A 17,488-nucleotide genomic window follows, 5' to 3' on the forward strand; every position below is an offset into this window, starting at 1 on the left:
TGTTCGCATATAAAATTTATGTTCCACAAGTTTACGTGCGATAGAAAGATTTTGTTGAACAGATAATAAAGCGTGAAGAAAAATGTTACACTTCTCTTCTAAAATTACGCTGCTTCAAATTTTTTGATTGTTTTATTAAAGGAGCTATTTCTATGAGAAACACTCAAACTTCAAAAAATTAAGCCGGCTGTTGGAAATGCTTTTAGGGCTAGTTATCCTTTTAAGCATTTGTTCTTCATCTCTTTGTCTATATTTACGAACATGATAACTATACAAGATAGGACTATTAATCAGAAAACACAGGCATTTTCTTCGCTAGAAAAGTTGGAAACCACGCTAATCACTAGCGCAGAGAGCGAACAACATCTAAGTAATTTGCTGAAGGAGCAGACGGCCTTACTCGTTTTAAGAGATAATTATGAAGGTTTTCTAAGGGCTGATTTTGAGGAAGGAGATAAAACTTTTACTATTACTCTTACAGATGAAGATTTCAAAGCTTCAATTAATTTATTAGGGGCAGGCCATCTAGAAGTTTTGCCAGCATGGCAGAAGATGAAGAAAGAACTAAAAGCTGCTTATAATGAAATTGCCAAAGGGTTGGAAGGCGATTACCGCTTCAACTTGGTAAATCCAGCTGCTACAGACGAACAGGTCTGATCAATTTTAATTGTGTATGATATACCGATGAGACATACGAGTAGATAAACTTAAAAGATAAGTAACTTATGCCTTCAATTATTGAAGTTTTTTAAATACTTAAAATAACTATCAATAAAAAGCGAATTTGATTGGGGTCTTGCTAAAACACAGACAAGATACAATAAGAGGGAATTTCTTAATAAAGATTATAAAAATATTGTGGAGCAGGATGGTTTTGGATCCTTCTTCAAAGCATCCTGACCATCATGCAGTTGGAATCTAGCTTTCTATCGACTTCAGCTTATCAGCTGCTGTAGGGGCTGTCTTGAACTATCATTGTCACTATCAATACTATCACTTTGAATTTAGACGACAAGTGAGCCAATAGCTAAAAAGCTCGCCTGCTAGGGCGAGCTTTTGTGTGAGTAAACCTAGATTAGGCAGCTTCAAACTGACTATTATAGAGGTCGGCGTAGAATCCTTGTGCTTGAATTAATTGGTCATGGTTACCTTGTTCGATGATATTACCATCTTTTAGGACTAAGATTAAATCAGCATTACGAATAGTTGATAAGCGGTGGGCAATGATAAAGGAAGTTCGACCCTCAGTTAATTTATCCATGGCTTCTTGGATAAGCACTTCTGTTCGTGTATCTACTGAAGATGTTGCCTCATCTAGAATTAATAATGGCGCGTCCTTAATGAGCGCACGGGCAATGGTTAGTAATTGTTTTTGCCCAACTGATAGGGTAACTTTTTCATCTAAGATAGTGTCATAAGTATGGGGGAGGGTATTAATAAAATGGTCAATGCCGACAGCTTGACAAGCCGCAATCATTTCAGCTTCTCCCACATCTTTTTTATTAAAGAGTAAGTTTTCACGAATGCTTCCTTCAAATAGCCAAGTATCTTGTAAAACCATAGAGAAGTAATCATGAATTTCACTACGTTTCATTTTTTGGATATTTTTACCGTCTAGACGAATCTCACCCCTATCAATTTCATAAAAGCGCATTAATAAGTTCACAATTGTGGTTTTCCCCGCACCGGTTGGCCCAACAATGGCAATCTTTTTGCCTGGCTTGGCATAGGCAGAGAAGTCGTGAATAATCATTTCTTCAGGATCGTAGCCAAAATGAACATGGTCGAATTCAATTAAACCCTTAACGTCTTCTAATTGACGCGTCTTATGGTTTTCATCTTCTAATTCTGCTTCATTAAGAAAATCAAACACACGAGCCATAGCAGCGCGAGCCTGAGCTAAAGCTTGGCTGGATTGAGCCAACTGTTGAATCGGCCGAGAGAACATCCGAATATACATCATAAAGGCGACAATGACTCCAATCGTTATCTGACCTTCGATTACTAAGGCTGCACCGAAGATACACACCAATACATAACCAAAGTTACCAATAAAAATCATTAAAGGCATGGCAATACCTGAGAGAAATTGGGCTTTCCAAATGCTACTTTCTAAATCTTCATTAATCGTCCGAAAGGTTTCCTTGGCGAATTCGATGGCATTATATGAACGTACAATAGCATGGCCAGTATACATTTCTTCTATATGGCCGTTAATGTCGGCTAAGTGGTTTTGTTGTTGCTTAAAAAAGCTCCTGGATTTTATCATTAGAAAAATAGTGATTCCAAAACCAACTACAACGGTTGCGATAGAAACAAAGGTCAAAGTAACATCTGTGCGAAACATCATAATAAGTGTTCCGATTAACATAGTGGTAGCAGAAACAAGGGTAGACATACTTTGGTTGAGTGTTTGCCCTAAAGTGTCTAAGTCATTGGTCACTCGTGACAGGGTATCGCCTTGCGAATGTTGGTCAAAATAATTAAGAGGCATGCGGTTGACCTTGTGACCAATCCCTTCACGCAAATTTTGCGTTAAACGTTGTGAGATAGTTGCCATGATAAAGGAAGCACCGTAGTTGGCAACAGCCCCCAAAGCAAATAACATAGCTAAATAAGTGGCTTGTTGACTGATCTTTTCTAAATTCATTTCATTCATCATGCCTTGAGCAATTAAGTCGGTAATTTGGCGAATTCGATCCGGTCCGATTACTGAAATATAAGAACCAGCTATTGAGAAAAGAAGAGCCAATGCAAAAATTAGACGGAAGCCCTTGCTATAGGTTCTTAAAGTAACAGTTTTATCTTTATTTTCCATTGTCAAGTTCCTCCTTGTTTAATTGTGAATAAGCGATTTCTTGATAGATTTTGTTGGATGTTAATAATTCTTGGTGGGTTCCTTTACCAACAATTCGTCCCTTTTCTATGACCATAATCAAATCAGCATCCATGATGGTTGAAATTCTTTGACCGACAATGACTTTAGTCATTTCTTTGGTTTTTTCAGCTAGAATGTGGCGCAATTTACGATCGGTTTGATAGTCAAGGGCTGAGAAGGAATCATCAAAGATAAGAATTTGCGGTTTTCGACCGATAGCTCGGGCGATGGCTAAACGTTGCTTTTGCCCACCTGAGAAGTTGGTACCGTCTTGAGCCACATAACTTTGTAATTGTTCTTCTTTTTCAGTGACGAAATCTTTTGCTTGGGCGATATCGATGGCCTCCCATATTTCGGCTTCACTGAGTGGGCTTTGGCTGGAATCGCCAAAAGCAATATTAGATTCAATGCTTCCTGAAAATAAGACAGACCTTTGGGGGACATAGCCAATAATTTCGTTTAGGCGTTCACGAGGATAGTCTTTGATCGAATTGCCATTAATCAAAATTTCTCCTTCAGTGGTATCGAATAAACGTGGAATCAAGTTGATCAAGGTGGATTTACCAGATCCAGTTGACCCGATAAAAGCGAGGGTTTGACCAGCTTTTGCTTCAAAGGATATATCCTTAAGTACAGGCTTAGAAGCACCTGGATAAGTAAAGCTAACATCTTGGAATACCAGCGACCCTTTATCTTTTTCTTGTGGGGCCTTTTCTGGATAGATGAGACTCGATTTAGTATCTAGTACTTCACCGACTCTTTTAGCAGAAACCATGGTACGAGGCGTTATAATGAAGATCATAGTCATCATCATAAAACCAATCACTACTTGCATGGCATAAGATGAAAAGACAATCATATCTGAAAAAAGAACGATTTTTTCTTGAAAGGCAGCAGCTGCAATCAAATAGGCGCCTACCCAATAAACTCCTAAAGTCAAACCGTTAGAAACAAGCATCATTAGAGGGTTCATAAAACTCATTGTTCGGTAAATGACTAAGTTTAAACCGGTTAGTTCTTGGTTAGCGTCTGAGAATTTTTCGGTTTGATAGTCTTCCGCATTATAAGCACGAATTACGCGCATACCGGATAGGGTTTCTCGCATGATACGGTTCAAGCGGTCGGTTAAGCTTTGGACTAGCTTTTGTCTAGGTAAAACGATGGATAAGAGGATAATAATGGTTGTTAACATTAAGCCAACAGCAGTAAAGGTTACCCACATCCATTCCACATTTTTTGTAGAAATTTTACCAACAGCTAAAATAGCCATCATCGGTCCTCTAACAATAATTTGTAGGCCCATAGCCAAGAAGACTTGAATTTGAACGATGTCATTGGTTGTTCGCGTTAATAAGCTAGGAATGGAGAAATCTTGCAATTCTTTTGTTGAGTAATCCATAACAGAATCAAAAACGTCACGTCTCAATCCCGAGGCAAAACTAGCTGCCACTCGTGCTGATAGGAAGACAACTATCAGCGATAAGACGAGACCAATAATCGATAGACCAACCATCTTAGATCCTGGATGATAGAGATCTGAAACAGCTACTCCCGGATTTTGCAGTCTTTGTGTAATTTCTGACATATAGCCAGGTACTTGCAATTCAATCCAAACGCTAGCAATGATTAAGATAATAGCAGTTATCATCGTGGCTACTTGTTTAGCGGTTAGTCTTTTAAATATTTTAAGCATGAGTATCCTCCTTTTGATCCAATAATTTATTGGCCCTTATAATATTTTGGTCTATTCGTAGAAAAATTTTATGCAAGCAATTAATTTCTTCTTGTGAGATTCCATTCAGAAGGGTTTGTTTGATCATGATAATAAACGCTTCAATTTTACTCGATTTTTCAAGACCTAATTTTGTTAATTGTATGACTTTATGACGTTTATCTTCCGCATAGGGAAAAGTTTCAATAAAACCATTACGTTTCATCCGTTGAATTAAATGGCTGGCCACAGATTTAGAAATGTTTAAGTGGTCTTCAATATCCTTTTGAAAAACGTCTGAGTCTTGATGGCAGTATAGGTACATAATAGTGTGTCCTTGTGGACCGTCTAAATGTTGTATATCATAATCATTTGCATAACGCATTTTAAGTTGTTCGGCCTGGTGGATTGTATGTTTTAAATGATAGAGCATGGAAGTCTCCTTTCATATTAGTTACCATGAGAACTATTTTAAAGCAATCCTTTCCAATGTCAATCATTATGATCTGAAAGCTCTCTCTTTTTAAGATTTAATATTTCCTCCAAAAGCTTCATTCCGGCTTCTAATTCATTAAAATCAGCTCTAGCATATCCAACTACTAAACTAGCGGGTCTTCTTTTTTTATTTAATTCATAGTCTGCTAAAGGGGATAGAGCCATGCTGCTTTTTTTTGCTATCTCAACAATTTTACTTTCACTAAGAGTAGTAGCGTGAATTTCCAATAATAGGTGGAGCCCCGCGTTTGTACCAACAATTTTGAGATTATCGAAGTTTTTAGCCCATTCTTCTAATAATTGTCTTTTCTTAGCATATTTTCGTCGCATGCGGTTAACATGACGCGTAAAATGTCCACCAGCCATGAATTGTGCTAAGACATTTTGGGTCAATCGTGGAACGGGACAAGAAAAATAATAAGGGTATTCTTTAAATTTTTGTAAGAGCGAGTCTGGTAAAAGTATAAAAGATATTCTTAAAGCGGGACTAATTAATGATGAAAAAGACTGTAAGTAGATAACATGGTCATGTGAGTCGATCGCCTTTAAAGGGGGAATAGGCTTACCTTGATAGCGAAATTCACCATTGTATTCATCTTCAATTATCCATTTATCGTCTTGATTGGCCCACTCTAATAATTCTTGTTTGCGTCCGATTGTCATAATCGAGCCCGTCGGAAACTGGTAAGAGGGGGTAACATAGAGTAAGTCCATTTCTTTTTTATCAGTGGGACTAGGATTTGCACCTTCTTGATCTAATTCAATCGGTATCTGTTCAATTTGATTGGCTTTTAAAAAATCACCCCAACGATGAAAACCAGGATCTTCAACACCGATTTTAGCCTTACCAATCAATTTAACTAAGAGTAAAAGTAAGTTTTCAGTTGAGGAGCCAATAATAATGTGACTAGGAGAAGCCTTAATTCCTTTGGCATTCCATAAGTAGGTAGCGATCGTTTCACGTAAATGATGTTCACCGAGTTTAGAGCCTTTTTCAGTCAAATATCTTGCATCTTGATTGAGACACTCCATAGTAATTTTTTTCCAAGTGGCTACTGGAAATTCAGGATCCACTCCCTTGTAACGCCAATCAATAGCTGGCTGACTTTCTGCTTCTATTTCACTTAGCTGCCATTGATTGGGTTCTTTTAAACTTAACTTTTGGCTGAGAACGAAATATCCCTTTCGCTGAATAGCTTCAATATAGCCTTCTGCAGCTAACTGATCCAAACTAGCTGTTATAGTATTAAGGCTGACCCCACGGTCTTTAGCCATTTGTCTTTTACTAGCTAGCTTTTCACCGGGATTTAATTGACCTTGTAGGATTCTTTGTTTGATTTCATTATATAATTGTAAGTATAACAATCTGGTACCCTCACATTCTTTTGTTTTGGTACTTTATATAGTACCAAAATCTTTTATCATATAGCTATAGAAGGGAATGATTTTATGTCTAAAGAAATTATTGATCCAAAAACTTTTGTCGGTGGCGTGATTATGGATGTTATGAATCCAGAGCAAGCTAAAATTGCTGAAGCGGCGGGTGCAGTGGCTGTTATGGCTCTAGAACGTATTCCAGCAGATATTCGTCAAGCAGGTGGCGTTAGCCGGATGTCCGATCCAGCCTTAATCAAGTCGATTCAAGAAGCTGTTTCTATCCCGGTTATGGCTAAAGTGCGTATTGGTCATTTTGTCGAAGCGCAAATCTTACAAGCTATTGACGTTGATTTTATTGATGAATCTGAAGTTTTATCACCAGCTGATAATGACCATCATATAAATAAGACAAATTTCCAAATACCTTTTGTATGTGGAGCTAGAAATATTGGCGAAGCTCTCCGTCGTATTCAAGAAGGAGCTTCCATGATTCGGACCAAAGGAGAAGCGGGAACAGGAGATGTGGTTCAAGCTGTGACCCATATGCGGTCGATCCAAGCGGGCATTAAACGTATTCAAGCCATGGATGAAGATGAACTATATGTCGAAGCCCGTGACTTAAAGGTACCTTATGATTTACTTAAAAAAGTGCATGAAACGGGTGAATTACCAGTAGTTAACTTTTCTGCTGGTGGGGTAGCGACTCCTGCCGATGCAGCTTTAATGATGCAATTAGGTGCTCAAGGGGTCTTTGTTGGGTCTGGTATTTTCAAATCAGGTAACCCTGAAAAAAGAGCCAAAGCAATTGTTCGAGCTGTTGAAAATTATCAAGATCCTAAAGTCATCGCTGAAGTGTCAGAAGATTTGGGTGAAGCCATGGTCGGCTTGAACCCAGATGAAGTCGAAGTGATTATGGCTAATCGCGGTAACTAATCGAAAAGATACATGCTTCAAAAAAGACAAGGTCTGCCATGGCAAACCTTGTCTTTTTGTTTTTAAAATGGAACTAGATTCTATTGTGTTTTATATCTTCGTTCTGATTGAAAGTAGAGAAGAGGCTAATAACGATTGACAGTAAAGCTGCGTACCAGAAGTTTTCAACTTGAATACCATCCAACATACTGTCTACTAATTGAATCATAAAAGCATTAATAGCAAGGTTGAAGAAACCAAAGGTCAGTAAATTAATGGCACAGCCTGCAAACTTTAATAAACGTCCTAGAGTTCCACTTACTAATCCCAATAAAATAGAAAAAATAATGACAGACAATAAACTAGTGACAACAATCCCAGGGATTATGTAACTTAAAACAAGAACCACTAAAGTTGTTGTTAAAATATTTTTCATTCAATCACTCCTTTTATAATATTATAGCAGAAATTATCGCTTCTAAATACTTCTAAATTCTTTTAAAGGGCTTACAATTATGCCATAATGAGAAAGTAAACAATTAATTAGGAGGTCATATAATGACATTTAACAAAATAGAAAGTCAAAACATTCCAGATATTCACTCGGTGGGACATTTATATGTCCATGAAGAAACGGGGGCTCAAGTTCTATATCTCGAAAATGAAGATAAGAATAAATCTTTCACCATTGGCTTTAAAACACCGCCATATAGTGACAATGGAATTACGCATATTATCGAACATTCAGTTCTCAATGGGTCTAAAAAATATCCGTCTAAAGAACCTTTCGTAGAGATTATCAAAGGATCGATGAATACCTTTGTAAACGCTATGACTTTTGCCGATAAAACCATTTATCCTGTCGCTTCAACGAATGACCAAGACTTTAGCAACTTGATGAGCGTTTATTTAGATGCCGTTTTCGAACCGAATTTACGTCAAAATCCTCAAATTTTAGCGCAAGAGGGTTGGCATTATCATTTAGAAAAGGCTGAGGATGAGCTGATTTATAAAGGGGTCGTCTATAATGAAATGAAAGGGGCGATGGCTTCACCGGATGATCAAATGTATCATGCCATGAGTCAATCCTTATATCCAGACTCTATTTATCAATATGAATCAGGTGGTCTACCATCAGCTATTACAGATTTAACCCAAAAAGAATTTGTGGACTACCATCAAGAATATTACCATCCAAGCAATTCATTAACCGTTCTTTATGGTGACTTAGATATCAACCATGCTTTTGAGAGGTTAGAAGAATACTTTTCAGGAAAAGGCAAAACACCAGCTGTAGATTTAAAATTTAATATCCAAGAGCCAAGCCAAAAAGAAATAAATAAACACTATTCGATCACTGAAGGAGATGACCCAGCTGACAAAGACTATCTATGTTTAGCTTGGCATGTTTCGACTGCTGACAGATTACTAGAAGCCATGGCCTTTGAAATTTTGGAAGAAATTTTATTCGGTAATAACCAGTCTCCTTTGAAGAAAGCACTCCTTGATGCGGAAATAGGTGGCGACATCAGTGGAGGGCATGATTTACCTGGTTATACTGAAGTTTTTATGATTCTAGCTAAGTACTCGTCTGCTAATAAGATGGAGGACTTTAAAAAGGTTGTTAAAGAAACCTTAGCTAAATTGGTTGATGAAGGAATTGATCCAGCAATTATTCAAGCTTCCATTAATAAAATTAGCTTCCGTTTGAAAGAAAGAGTCATTTCAGAATCACGTCCTCGCGGCCTTTTTTATACCTTATCGGCTTACCAAACCTGGTTGTACGACTTTTCACCTTTTGACATTCTTTCCTTCTCTGAGAGGTTAACAGAATTGCGAAAGCTTGCCAAAGAGGGCTACTTTGAAAAATTAATTGAAGAAAAATTGTTAAACAATAACCACCGTGTGGCAATCACGCTTGAGGCAAGTCCAGGACTAAGTGATCAAAAAGAAGCCAAGCAAGATCAAGAACTACAAGCATACAAGTCTCAACTCTCTCAACAAGAGGTAGAAGATTTGGTAGCTTCCACTCAAGCCTTAATTGAACGTCAAGTATCGGTCGATAAATCAGAAGATTTAGCTAAAATCCCTATGTTAACTAAGGAAGACTTAACAACAGAAACAGAAGAATTACCTTTGACAATTAATCCGCTTGAAAAGAGTCAAGGTAAGTTTTATCATGCAGACCAATTCACCTCAGGCATTGATTACTTATCGCTTTATTGGGATATTCGTGATCTTGAAGTCGAAGAATACTCACGCCTTTCATTATTAGCCAAGTTGATGTCAGGCCTTGCTACAAAAAACTATTCTTCTGATCAATTACAACAGCAAATGGATACCCACACCGGTGGCATCTTAGCCTCAGTAGATATCGTTCCCAAATTAGACGGTAGTATTCAAACCTATTTTGCCTTAAATGGAAAAGCACTGGAAGCTTCATCCGATCATTTGATCGACTTAATGCAAGAAATTATGACTTCGACCTTGATTGAAGATCAGCAAGAAATCTTACGCATCATCCAAGAATTAATTGCCGGTTTTGAAAACCGTATAAACTTTGGGGCTCATGTTTTAGCCCTTAAACGCGCACTGAGCCAGTATAAGCCAGCTCTTAAATTAGAACAAATGACTTCAGGCATTGATTTCTTTAATTATTTAAAAGAATGCCGTGACTTACTCAAAGAAGGAAAAGGCGATCGATTATTAGACCAATTAAAGACTAGCTATCAAAAAATTCTTAACTTTAACCGTCTAAACATTTTATATACCGGTAATCAAGAGCGAGCAAGTTTGGTTAAAAATAAGGTGCTTAAAGCGTTTAATCAGCTTCCATCAAAAGATTTAGGACCTTTGCAAACTTATCCAAGTGGCAAGAAACAAAATGAAGCCTTTGTCACCGCTCAAGATGTCAACTATGTTGGTCTTGCGGCTGATGCTAGTGACCACCTACAGTATTCAGGTGCTTCTAAGGTCCTGAGCAATGAATTGAATTTAGGCTATCTTTGGAATACCATTCGTGTACAAGGTGGAGCCTACGGTTCTGGTTATGGTCATGATCGGTTAGGTTCTTTATATATGATGTCCTATCGTGATCCTAATATCCGCCAATCAGTAGAAAGTTATTTAGCGATTCCTGCTTATGTGCGCCAATTAGAGCTTTCAGAAAGCGAGCTACTTAAGAATATCATTGGCAGTCTTTCACCATTAGAACGTCCTAAATCAGCACACGAAAAAGGAGTAGAAGCCTTCACCTTGCATTTAACTGGCTTAGATTATCGAATGATTAGTCAGTTAAAAGAAGAGATGATTGCTGTAACGAATGAGCAACTAAATGACTTAGCAGATGGATTAGAAAACGCACTTCAAGATTACACTCTAGCAGTTATTGGTAATAAGGCGAAAATTGAAAAAGATAAAGACTTATTCGATGTAATCTATGAATTATACTAAGCTATTTAACTGGTTCAAATTGAAAGAGAAAAAGCATCCTATTTTTTTAGGGTGCTTTTTTATAAGGAGTATTAAACTAAGTTTTGTGGTTGATTTTCAAGATAACGATAGATGTTTTCAAAAGCGATTTGAGCTCTTAAATCCATCGCTTCATGGGTAAAGTAACCAACATGAGGAGACAGTAGGATGTTTGGTGCGGTTAGCAGCGGGTGGTCTTCACGAAGAGGTGCCTCGCTATCAAAGACATCAATTCCGGCTCCAGCAATCTCTCCATCCTTTAAGGCTTGGGCTAGGGCATCACTATCAATGATTGGACCGCGAGCGCAATTAATCAAAACGGCTGATTTTTTCATAGCTTGTAATTGATCTTTTCCAAAGAATTGCTGGGTTTCGCGGTTAAGTGGAAGGTGGATAGTGATGATATCACTCTTAGCTAGTAATTCTTCTAAGGAGGAGTAATCCATTCCCATATTGATTAATTCCTGATCACGACTGCGATTGAATCCCATTAAGTTAGCGCCAAAGGCCTTGAATAATTTAGCCGTTTCTTTACCAATTTTTCCAGTTCCAATAATTCCTACCGTCTTGCCTTTAATTTCAGAGCCTTGCCGAATACCAGGAAAGTCTTCGGTCATTCTTACTTCTTGGTCGCTAGCCTTGAGTTGACGGAATAAATTAAGCGTCATCCCTAGGACTAATTCAGCGACGGCTGTATTGGCATAGCCAGCGGCATTCGAAACTAAAATGTCGCGATCTTTGGCTTTGATTAAAGGAATATGGTCGACGCCAGTAAAAGCCACATTAATATATTTCACCATGTCTAATTGATCTAAGACTTCTTCGGGAAAAGGATTGTTTGCCAAAGTTATTATATCTGCTCCCTGACAGCGTTTAATCATTTCGTCTGGGTCTGTCGTTTTTTCAGGATAATATTTAAATTCATGGCCTGCTTCTATTAAAGGTTTTGCCAGTTCTTCAATCCGTTCTTGGGGGACTTTTAAGTTTTCTAGAACAACAATTTTCATAAATAAACCTCCTAATTAAATAGTAACTCTAATTATACGATACGCTATTGACAATTAATTGCAAATAAAATGAAATCAGTGTTTACAGATTATATGAAAAGGTATACAATAGATTCATTAAATTTAGAAAGGAGTTAAAACAATGAACACTATGAACTTATTTGTCTTTCATTTAATTATCACAAAAACTCCTTTCATAATAAATAGGAAGACTCACTAGCTAATTGATCTAGGAGTCTGTCATTATGCAAAAAGACACCTATTTAAGGAGCACCTTAAATAGGTGTCTTTTATGCTTACTTATTATGAAAGGATCTAGGAAGAAGGAGAGAGATGTTAGCAGCATTATATCAATTTATTAAGGAACATAAAATGGCTTATTTCATTGGCGGCCTACTAGCCATTTTATCAGGCTTATTAGCTATCGTTCCCAATTATATTATTCAATTATTCATTGATGCCATTGTCAAAAAATCTTTAGATTCAAAGACTTTAATTTTTTATTTAGCCGTTTTCTCAGTAGCGGCTGTATCAAATTATATCGTAGAGGCTTCTTGGTTGGTGATTCTTTTTGGTCGTTCATCACTTTTCACCAAGCAAGTCCGTCAAAAATTATTTCGCCGACTCACTTATTTAAAATTACCTTTTTATGAAAATTACCGCTCGGGTGATTTAATGACGCGGATGACTTCAGATATAGATCGTTTGGGGGAAACATTAGCTTATGGTTTTCTAATTATCATTTCAGATGGATCTTGGCTGGTTTCAATTCTTTTAGTCATGTTTATTACTATTTCCTGGAAATTGACCTTAATATCAATTATTCCTTTAATTCTTTTTGGGGTGATCATTCATTTCCTAGGACAAGAAGCCGATAAACGCTATGAAGCCAGCCGCGATGCGGTAGCTAAATTGTCTAACGAAGTGCTTGAAACAGTTGATGGGGTACGCGTAATCCGAGCCTATGGAAAGAAAGACTTAGAGCAGGTGCGTTTTCAAGAAAGAACCAAAGATGTTGTCAAACAAACCAATGTGATGAACTTCTTATTTGGTTTTTTTGGACCTTCTGCTCGTATCTTTTCTGGCCTTTCCACAGGGATTGGTCTGGCCTTAGGGGCATACTACGTCAACCAAGGCCAATTATCAATTGGTCAATTGATTACCTTCCAAATTTATCTCGGTATGTTTAATGAAGTGATTTGGGGGATGTCTGATTTGATTGCGATCTATCAACAGGGTCAAGTTTCACACCGTAAGATTCAAGAAATCGAAGAGGCTGATGATCTCTTTGGCAAAGAAGGCGACCGATCGATTAGTCAGATTGAACAAATTGATTTCAAAGATTTTCAGTTTGCCTATCCTGATGATCAAGAGCCAGTTATTCAAGCCATCAATTTTTCTTTAAAGGCGGGTCAAACTTTAGGAATTGTTGGCAAAACCGGTTCAGGTAAGTCGACCTTAGTGCGACAACTCTTACGCCAGTATCCTGTTGAAGATCCTGAATCCTTAAAGATTAACGGCCATCCGATTGCTGATTATCATTTTGAACAATTAGCTAGTTTGATTGGTTATGTTCCTCAAGACCATGTGCTTTTCTCTCGCTCAGTCAAAGACAATATTCTTTTTGGAAAGTCTGATGCGACAGAAGCGGAGCTGAACGAGGCCATTGAAGCAGCTGATTTTACTAAGGATATGGCCCATATGAATAAGGGCTTAGAAACCTTAATCGGTGAAAAAGGGGTAGCCATTTCAGGTGGACAAAAACAAAGAATTGCGATTGCCCGTGCTTTAATTCGTAAGCCGGAGCTTTTAATTATGGATGACTCCTTGTCTGCAGTAGATGCTAAAACCGAAACGGCTATCATTAAAAATATTCAAGCAGCACGTCAAGATAAAACCAATATTATCATTACCCATCGTCTTTCAGCTGTTTCGCATGCAGACTTAGTTTTAGTCTTAGAAGATGGGCGCATCATTGAAAGAGGAAAACCTGAAGAACTATTAAAAACTAAAGGTTGGTATTACCAACAGTATCGTAATCAACTAATGGAGGAGGGCGAAAATGGAAACTTTTAAACGTTTATTATCCTATTTGAAGTATGCTAAATGGAAATTTTTATTAGGTGTTTTCTTCCTAATTGCTTCGGTCGGCCTTTCTGTTTATGCTCCTTTATTAGCTAAAGATTTAATTGATTATGCAGCCAATCAAGTCAGTAATAATCAAATCATTGAACAAGGCAAGGTAATTAGCTTCTTCATTCGCTATGTCTTGATTTTGGTTTCTTCGGCAGTCCTTTCTTACTCTGCATATATTTTAATGGCTTTTGTGGCCAATCAGTTGAGTAAAAAGGTGAGGGATCAAGCCCATCAGCATATGCAAACCCTACCGGTTTCATACTTTGATGATAAACCGGCTGGAAAAATTGCGGCTCGAATTGTCAATGACACGGAAGTTTTGCGTCAGTCCTTTTATCAAAACTTTTGTAACCGTATGTTGATTAACTTAATGACGGTCATTGGTATTTATGCCGCCTTACTCTACGTCAATTTAAAAATTGGTTTAGCCTTTCTTTTATTCATCCCACTTTTTATCGTTTGGCAAGTTATTTATATGCGTAAAATTGCGCCAGTCAATACTAAATGGCGTGAAAGTATCTCTGAATTAAACAGCAAAACGGCTGAGATTATTCAAGGGGTAACAATTGTTCAAGCCTTTGGACAAGAAGAAATGCTCAATGATGAATTTGAAGCAACCAATGAAGAATGGTATCAATCAAGACTCCAATCCCAAAAGATTGATTCTAGACTCTCTTGGTCCTTGGCTGATTTATTAAAAAATATGGGTATTTTATTGGTAGTGACCTATTTAGGAACTCAATACTTAGAGGGCATCTTAGGTATTTCTGTCGGTAAATTATATGTGTTAATTAATTATGTATCGCGCCTTTTTGATCCGATTACACAAATTGTGCGTTTAATGACTATGTTGCAACAATCTTTAGTTTCAGGCTCTAGGGTCTTTTCCTTGATGGATCACCCCAGTGAAAAAGATCAAGCAGCAGTCTTTGAAATGGGTGAGGGGCGTGTTAGCTTTCAAAATGTGAACTTTGCCTATAAAGGCGATCAAAAAGTCTTAAAAAATATTAATTTTGAAGTTGAACCTGGTCAGACAATTGGTTTAGTCGGTCATACCGGTTCAGGAAAATCTTCGATAATTAATTTAATTTTCCGTTTCTATGATCCACAAGATGGAACGATTTTGATTGACGGCCAGGATATTCAAGACTTTTCGCGTGAGAGTGTTCGAGCCGATATGGGCATCGTCCTACAAGAGCCCTACCTTTTCTCAGGAACCATTGCTAGTAATATCTCTATGAATGATCCGGAGATCAGCCAAGAAAAGATCATGCAGGCTATCGAACAAGTTGGGGCCAAAGAAATGATGGCTAAATTAGAAAAGGGGATCGATGAAGTAGTGGTTGAAAAAGGTCAATCCCTTTCTTCAGGGGAACGGCAGTTAATTTCCTTTGCGCGTACCCTGGCTGCCGATCCTAAGATTTTAATTTTAGACGAAGCAACTTCACATATTGACACTGAGACTGAAACGATCATTCAAGCAGCCATGAAAGTTCTACAAAAAGGTCGGACAACTTTTATCATTGCGCACCGCCTATCGACTATTCAGCATGCCGATCAAATTATTTTGATGGATAATGGCGAAATCAAAGAAAAAGGCAACCATCATGAATTGATGGCTTTAAATGGACAGTATGCCGAAATGTATCGGATGCAGGCTAAGGTTTCCTAGTTTCTAAATTCTCAAGCAAAAAACACCGGGTAAATGCCCCGGTGTTTTTATTGCTTAGGATTAATTTATAAAATGGCTGACTTATTTATCGTAGATAAAATGCTCAGTTTGATTAAAGGCGTTTAAACGAAATTGTCCGTCACGATATTCAACAATGGATAGGGAACAATTAGATAGGGGTTGTCCACTCTCGAAATCTGCTACTAAACCGTGAATTAGATTGCTAATGGCCATGCCATGGCTCATAATCAATATTTTTTGATTAGTTCCCGCATGCTTATTTAATAGAATTAAAAGTCCTGATTCAATCCGATCCCAAAATTCAACATAATTTTCAGCCCAATGTTCAGGGTCTAAATGTTTTACTAGCTTTAGAAATTTAGGCATTTCAATTGGTTTATCCATTTTTTTTACGTCAATACCACCGGCCAATAAATGCTCATCCACTGCATCATACAGATTGGAAGCAGGTTGACCTTCAAATGAACCAAAGAAGACTTCCCGTAATTCCTTCATTAATTGGATTTCGTAGTGGTCTTTGTGATGGTTTTCATCCAGAACATAGCGGAGAGTTTCTTGCGTTCTGTGTAAATCGCTGGAATAAACCGCATCAAAATGGATATCTGCAATGCCACGACCAGAAGCTCTTGCTTGCTCAATTCCTTTAGCAGTTAGGGGGGCATCGGACCAACCTTGCACTTGACCATTGTGATTAAATATCGTTTCACCGTGCCGCATAAAGTAAAAAGTAACACCGTTAGACATAAATTCCCTCCGTTCTTTATTCTCTTTAATTATAACCTTATTGCCAATTATTGTCTAAGCAATCCGATTGAATTTATCGATTTTGCTTAGACATTCAAGTGCAATTACTCAATGATTATGGTAATCTATAGAAGTTATAAGAAGGGAGAGTAGCCTAAATGGGGTTGTTAAATACCAAGTCTAAAGACCAAATCAAAAGCTTAGTTGTCAAAATAAAAAAGCAGCTTGATGGGCTTTCTTTTGGCTCATACGCGGCGGAAGTTTCTTACTTTATTCTCTTAGCCGTTGTTCCTATTCTCTTAGCCTTTTCCAACTTGATTGTGCTCTTACCTTATTCTTATGAAGAAGTCATTGTCTTTTTGAGAACTTCTTTGCCTGGACAAGTGGCTAAGTCCTTAATCCCAATGATTCAACAGTATTATCAAACAGCTTCTACTAGCTGGGTGCCAATTGGTTTAGTCTTAGCTTTATGGCCTGCTTCCAATGTGTTTAATGCCTTGCAAAGAGTGCTCAATCAAATATATAGGGTAAAGAGTAAGAGACACTTTTTGATTCAACGCTTATTTGCCTATCTTTTTACCTTAGTCAGCGTCTTAGTTATTTTAGTTTCAACTTTTATTTTTACTTTCGGTGAGTATTTACTGACTTGGATTGACCAGTATTTAAGAAGTGATTTGAGCTTTTTGTTTACTTGGTTAAGAGGGGGAAGTTGGGGGTCTTTATTTTTCCTCTTTATTTTTCTAGTGATTGTTTATACCTATTTACCGCATCATCAATTAAAATATACTAAAGCTATTCCCGGATCCTTATTCTCTGTATTAACGTTTACTCTTTTAGGTAAATTATTTGGGACCATTATTCAATTTAATCAATCACTTAATAGTAACACTGCCTTGGGTGCAATTTTAGTCATCATGTTTTGGATTTATCTAAATTGTCTCATATTTTTTATCGGCGCTTTTATAAATGTTCTAACTTTAGATTTTAAAGCAGTTAATAAGAGACTTTAATGAAATGATTCGATCTATCAAATCCATCGATTAAGTCTTATCCTTAAGGAGGAA

The 17,488-nt window shown here is 37.4% G+C and carries 13 protein-coding genes; 6 read left to right on the plus strand and 7 right to left on the minus strand.

Annotated elements, in window-relative coordinates:
• Window positions 1-261 precede the first annotated feature (261 nt).
• On the plus strand, window positions 262-657 hold the full coding sequence (locus ACQV2X_RS00110; protein WP_428894139.1) for a hypothetical protein: 396 nt from the start codon (window positions 262-264) through the stop codon (window positions 655-657).
• Between the two features lie 418 nt (window positions 658-1,075).
• Here ACQV2X_RS00110 and ACQV2X_RS00115 read toward each other — a convergent pair whose 3' ends face one another.
• From ACQV2X_RS00115 to ACQV2X_RS00130, 4 genes are read right to left on the minus strand one after another with little or no spacing between them, the layout of a single operon-like run.
• Window positions 1,076-2,818, minus strand: coding sequence for an ABC transporter ATP-binding protein (locus ACQV2X_RS00115; RefSeq protein ID WP_428874146.1), 1,743 nt, complete (start codon window positions 2,816-2,818; stop codon window positions 1,076-1,078).
• On the minus strand, window positions 2,808-4,571 hold the full coding sequence (locus ACQV2X_RS00120) for an ABC transporter ATP-binding protein (RefSeq protein ID WP_428891835.1): 1,764 nt from the start codon (window positions 4,569-4,571) through the stop codon (window positions 2,808-2,810). Before ACQV2X_RS00120 ends, ACQV2X_RS00115 begins: the two co-directional genes overlap by 11 nt.
• The gene (locus ACQV2X_RS00125; RefSeq protein ID WP_428874144.1) at window positions 4,564-5,022 is read right to left on the minus strand and encodes a MarR family winged helix-turn-helix transcriptional regulator; all 459 of its coding nucleotides are present in this window, start codon (window positions 5,020-5,022) and stop codon (window positions 4,564-4,566) included. The genes ACQV2X_RS00120 and ACQV2X_RS00125 overlap by 8 nt, the downstream gene beginning before the upstream one ends.
• A gap of 59 nt (window positions 5,023-5,081) precedes the next feature.
• Complete coding sequence (locus ACQV2X_RS00130) at window positions 5,082-6,449, minus strand: PLP-dependent aminotransferase family protein (RefSeq protein ID WP_428875373.1); 1,368 nt, start codon at window positions 6,447-6,449, stop codon at window positions 5,082-5,084.
• 84 nt (window positions 6,450-6,533) lie between these two features.
• Between ACQV2X_RS00130 and pdxS the strand changes: the two genes are divergently transcribed.
• A complete protein-coding gene (pdxS, locus tag ACQV2X_RS00135; protein ID WP_428874142.1) occupies window positions 6,534-7,394 on the plus strand; it encodes a pyridoxal 5'-phosphate synthase lyase subunit PdxS in 861 nt (286 codons plus the stop codon).
• Window positions 7,395-7,467: 73 nt separating this feature from the next.
• On the opposite strand, the gene ACQV2X_RS00140 is transcribed toward pdxS, so the two are convergent.
• Window positions 7,468-7,809, minus strand: coding sequence for a phage holin family protein (locus ACQV2X_RS00140; protein WP_428874141.1), 342 nt, complete (start codon window positions 7,807-7,809; stop codon window positions 7,468-7,470).
• Window positions 7,810-7,931: 122 nt separating this feature from the next.
• Here ACQV2X_RS00140 and ACQV2X_RS00145 point away from each other — a divergent pair, with 122 nt between their 5' ends.
• Window positions 7,932-10,826, plus strand: coding sequence for an insulinase family protein (locus tag ACQV2X_RS00145; protein WP_428894140.1), 2,895 nt, complete (start codon window positions 7,932-7,934; stop codon window positions 10,824-10,826).
• 71 nt (window positions 10,827-10,897) lie between these two features.
• On the opposite strand, the gene ACQV2X_RS00150 is transcribed toward ACQV2X_RS00145, so the two are convergent.
• The gene (locus tag ACQV2X_RS00150; RefSeq protein WP_428876410.1) at window positions 10,898-11,851 is read right to left on the minus strand and encodes an NAD(P)-dependent oxidoreductase; all 954 of its coding nucleotides are present in this window, start codon (window positions 11,849-11,851) and stop codon (window positions 10,898-10,900) included.
• A 333-nt stretch (window positions 11,852-12,184) separates the two neighbouring features.
• Between ACQV2X_RS00150 and ACQV2X_RS00155 the strand changes: the two genes are divergently transcribed.
• Together ACQV2X_RS00155 and ACQV2X_RS00160 are read left to right on the plus strand one after the other, a co-directional pair.
• Complete coding sequence (locus tag ACQV2X_RS00155; RefSeq protein ID WP_428874138.1) at window positions 12,185-13,927, plus strand: ABC transporter ATP-binding protein; 1,743 nt, start codon at window positions 12,185-12,187, stop codon at window positions 13,925-13,927.
• A complete protein-coding gene (locus ACQV2X_RS00160; RefSeq protein WP_428874137.1) occupies window positions 13,914-15,659 on the plus strand; it encodes an ABC transporter ATP-binding protein in 1,746 nt (581 codons plus the stop codon). Before ACQV2X_RS00155 ends, ACQV2X_RS00160 begins: the two co-directional genes overlap by 14 nt.
• Window positions 15,660-15,740: 81 nt before the next feature.
• Here the strand turns inward: ACQV2X_RS00160 and ACQV2X_RS00165 are convergent, their stop codons facing one another.
• Entirely contained in the window at window positions 15,741-16,424 is a 684-nt protein-coding gene (locus ACQV2X_RS00165) for a histidine phosphatase family protein (RefSeq protein ID WP_428874135.1), read from the minus strand.
• Between the two features lie 158 nt (window positions 16,425-16,582).
• On the opposite strand from ACQV2X_RS00165, the gene ACQV2X_RS00170 reads away from it, so the two are divergent.
• Window positions 16,583-17,434: a YihY/virulence factor BrkB family protein gene (locus ACQV2X_RS00170; RefSeq protein WP_428875498.1), complete on the plus strand. Its 852-nt coding sequence runs from the start codon at window positions 16,583-16,585 to the stop codon at window positions 17,432-17,434.
• The last annotated feature ends 54 nt before the right edge of the window (window positions 17,435-17,488 follow it).

The organism is Facklamia sp. P12945 (assembly GCF_050409485.1).
In the GTDB taxonomy this organism is placed as follows: domain Bacteria; phylum Bacillota; class Bacilli; order Lactobacillales; family Aerococcaceae; genus Facklamia.

Bases quoted from the DNA above. Each gene is read 5' to 3' on its own strand.
- ACQV2X_RS00110 (WP_428894139.1), top strand. From the start codon at position 262: ATGATAACTATACAAGATAGGACTATTAATCAGAAAACACAGGCATTT.
- ACQV2X_RS00115 (WP_428874146.1), bottom strand. From the start codon at position 2,818: ATGGAAAATAAAGATAAAACTGTTACTTTAAGAACCTATAGCAAGGGC.
- ACQV2X_RS00120 (WP_428891835.1), bottom strand. From the start codon at position 4,571: ATGCTTAAAATATTTAAAAGACTAACCGCTAAACAAGTAGCCACGATG.
- ACQV2X_RS00125 (WP_428874144.1), bottom strand. From the start codon at position 5,022: ATGCTCTATCATTTAAAACATACAATCCACCAGGCCGAACAACTTAAA.
- pdxS (WP_428874142.1), top strand. From the start codon at position 6,534: ATGTCTAAAGAAATTATTGATCCAAAAACTTTTGTCGGTGGCGTGATT.
- ACQV2X_RS00140 (WP_428874141.1), bottom strand. From the start codon at position 7,809: ATGAAAAATATTTTAACAACAACTTTAGTGGTTCTTGTTTTAAGTTAC.
- ACQV2X_RS00145 (WP_428894140.1), top strand. From the start codon at position 7,932: ATGACATTTAACAAAATAGAAAGTCAAAACATTCCAGATATTCACTCG.
- ACQV2X_RS00150 (WP_428876410.1), bottom strand. From the start codon at position 11,851: ATGAAAATTGTTGTTCTAGAAAACTTAAAAGTCCCCCAAGAACGGATT.
- ACQV2X_RS00155 (WP_428874138.1), top strand. From the start codon at position 12,185: ATGTTAGCAGCATTATATCAATTTATTAAGGAACATAAAATGGCTTAT.
- ACQV2X_RS00160 (WP_428874137.1), top strand. From the start codon at position 13,914: ATGGAAACTTTTAAACGTTTATTATCCTATTTGAAGTATGCTAAATGG.
- ACQV2X_RS00165 (WP_428874135.1), bottom strand. From the start codon at position 16,424: ATGTCTAACGGTGTTACTTTTTACTTTATGCGGCACGGTGAAACGATA.
- ACQV2X_RS00170 (WP_428875498.1), top strand. From the start codon at position 16,583: ATGGGGTTGTTAAATACCAAGTCTAAAGACCAAATCAAAAGCTTAGTT.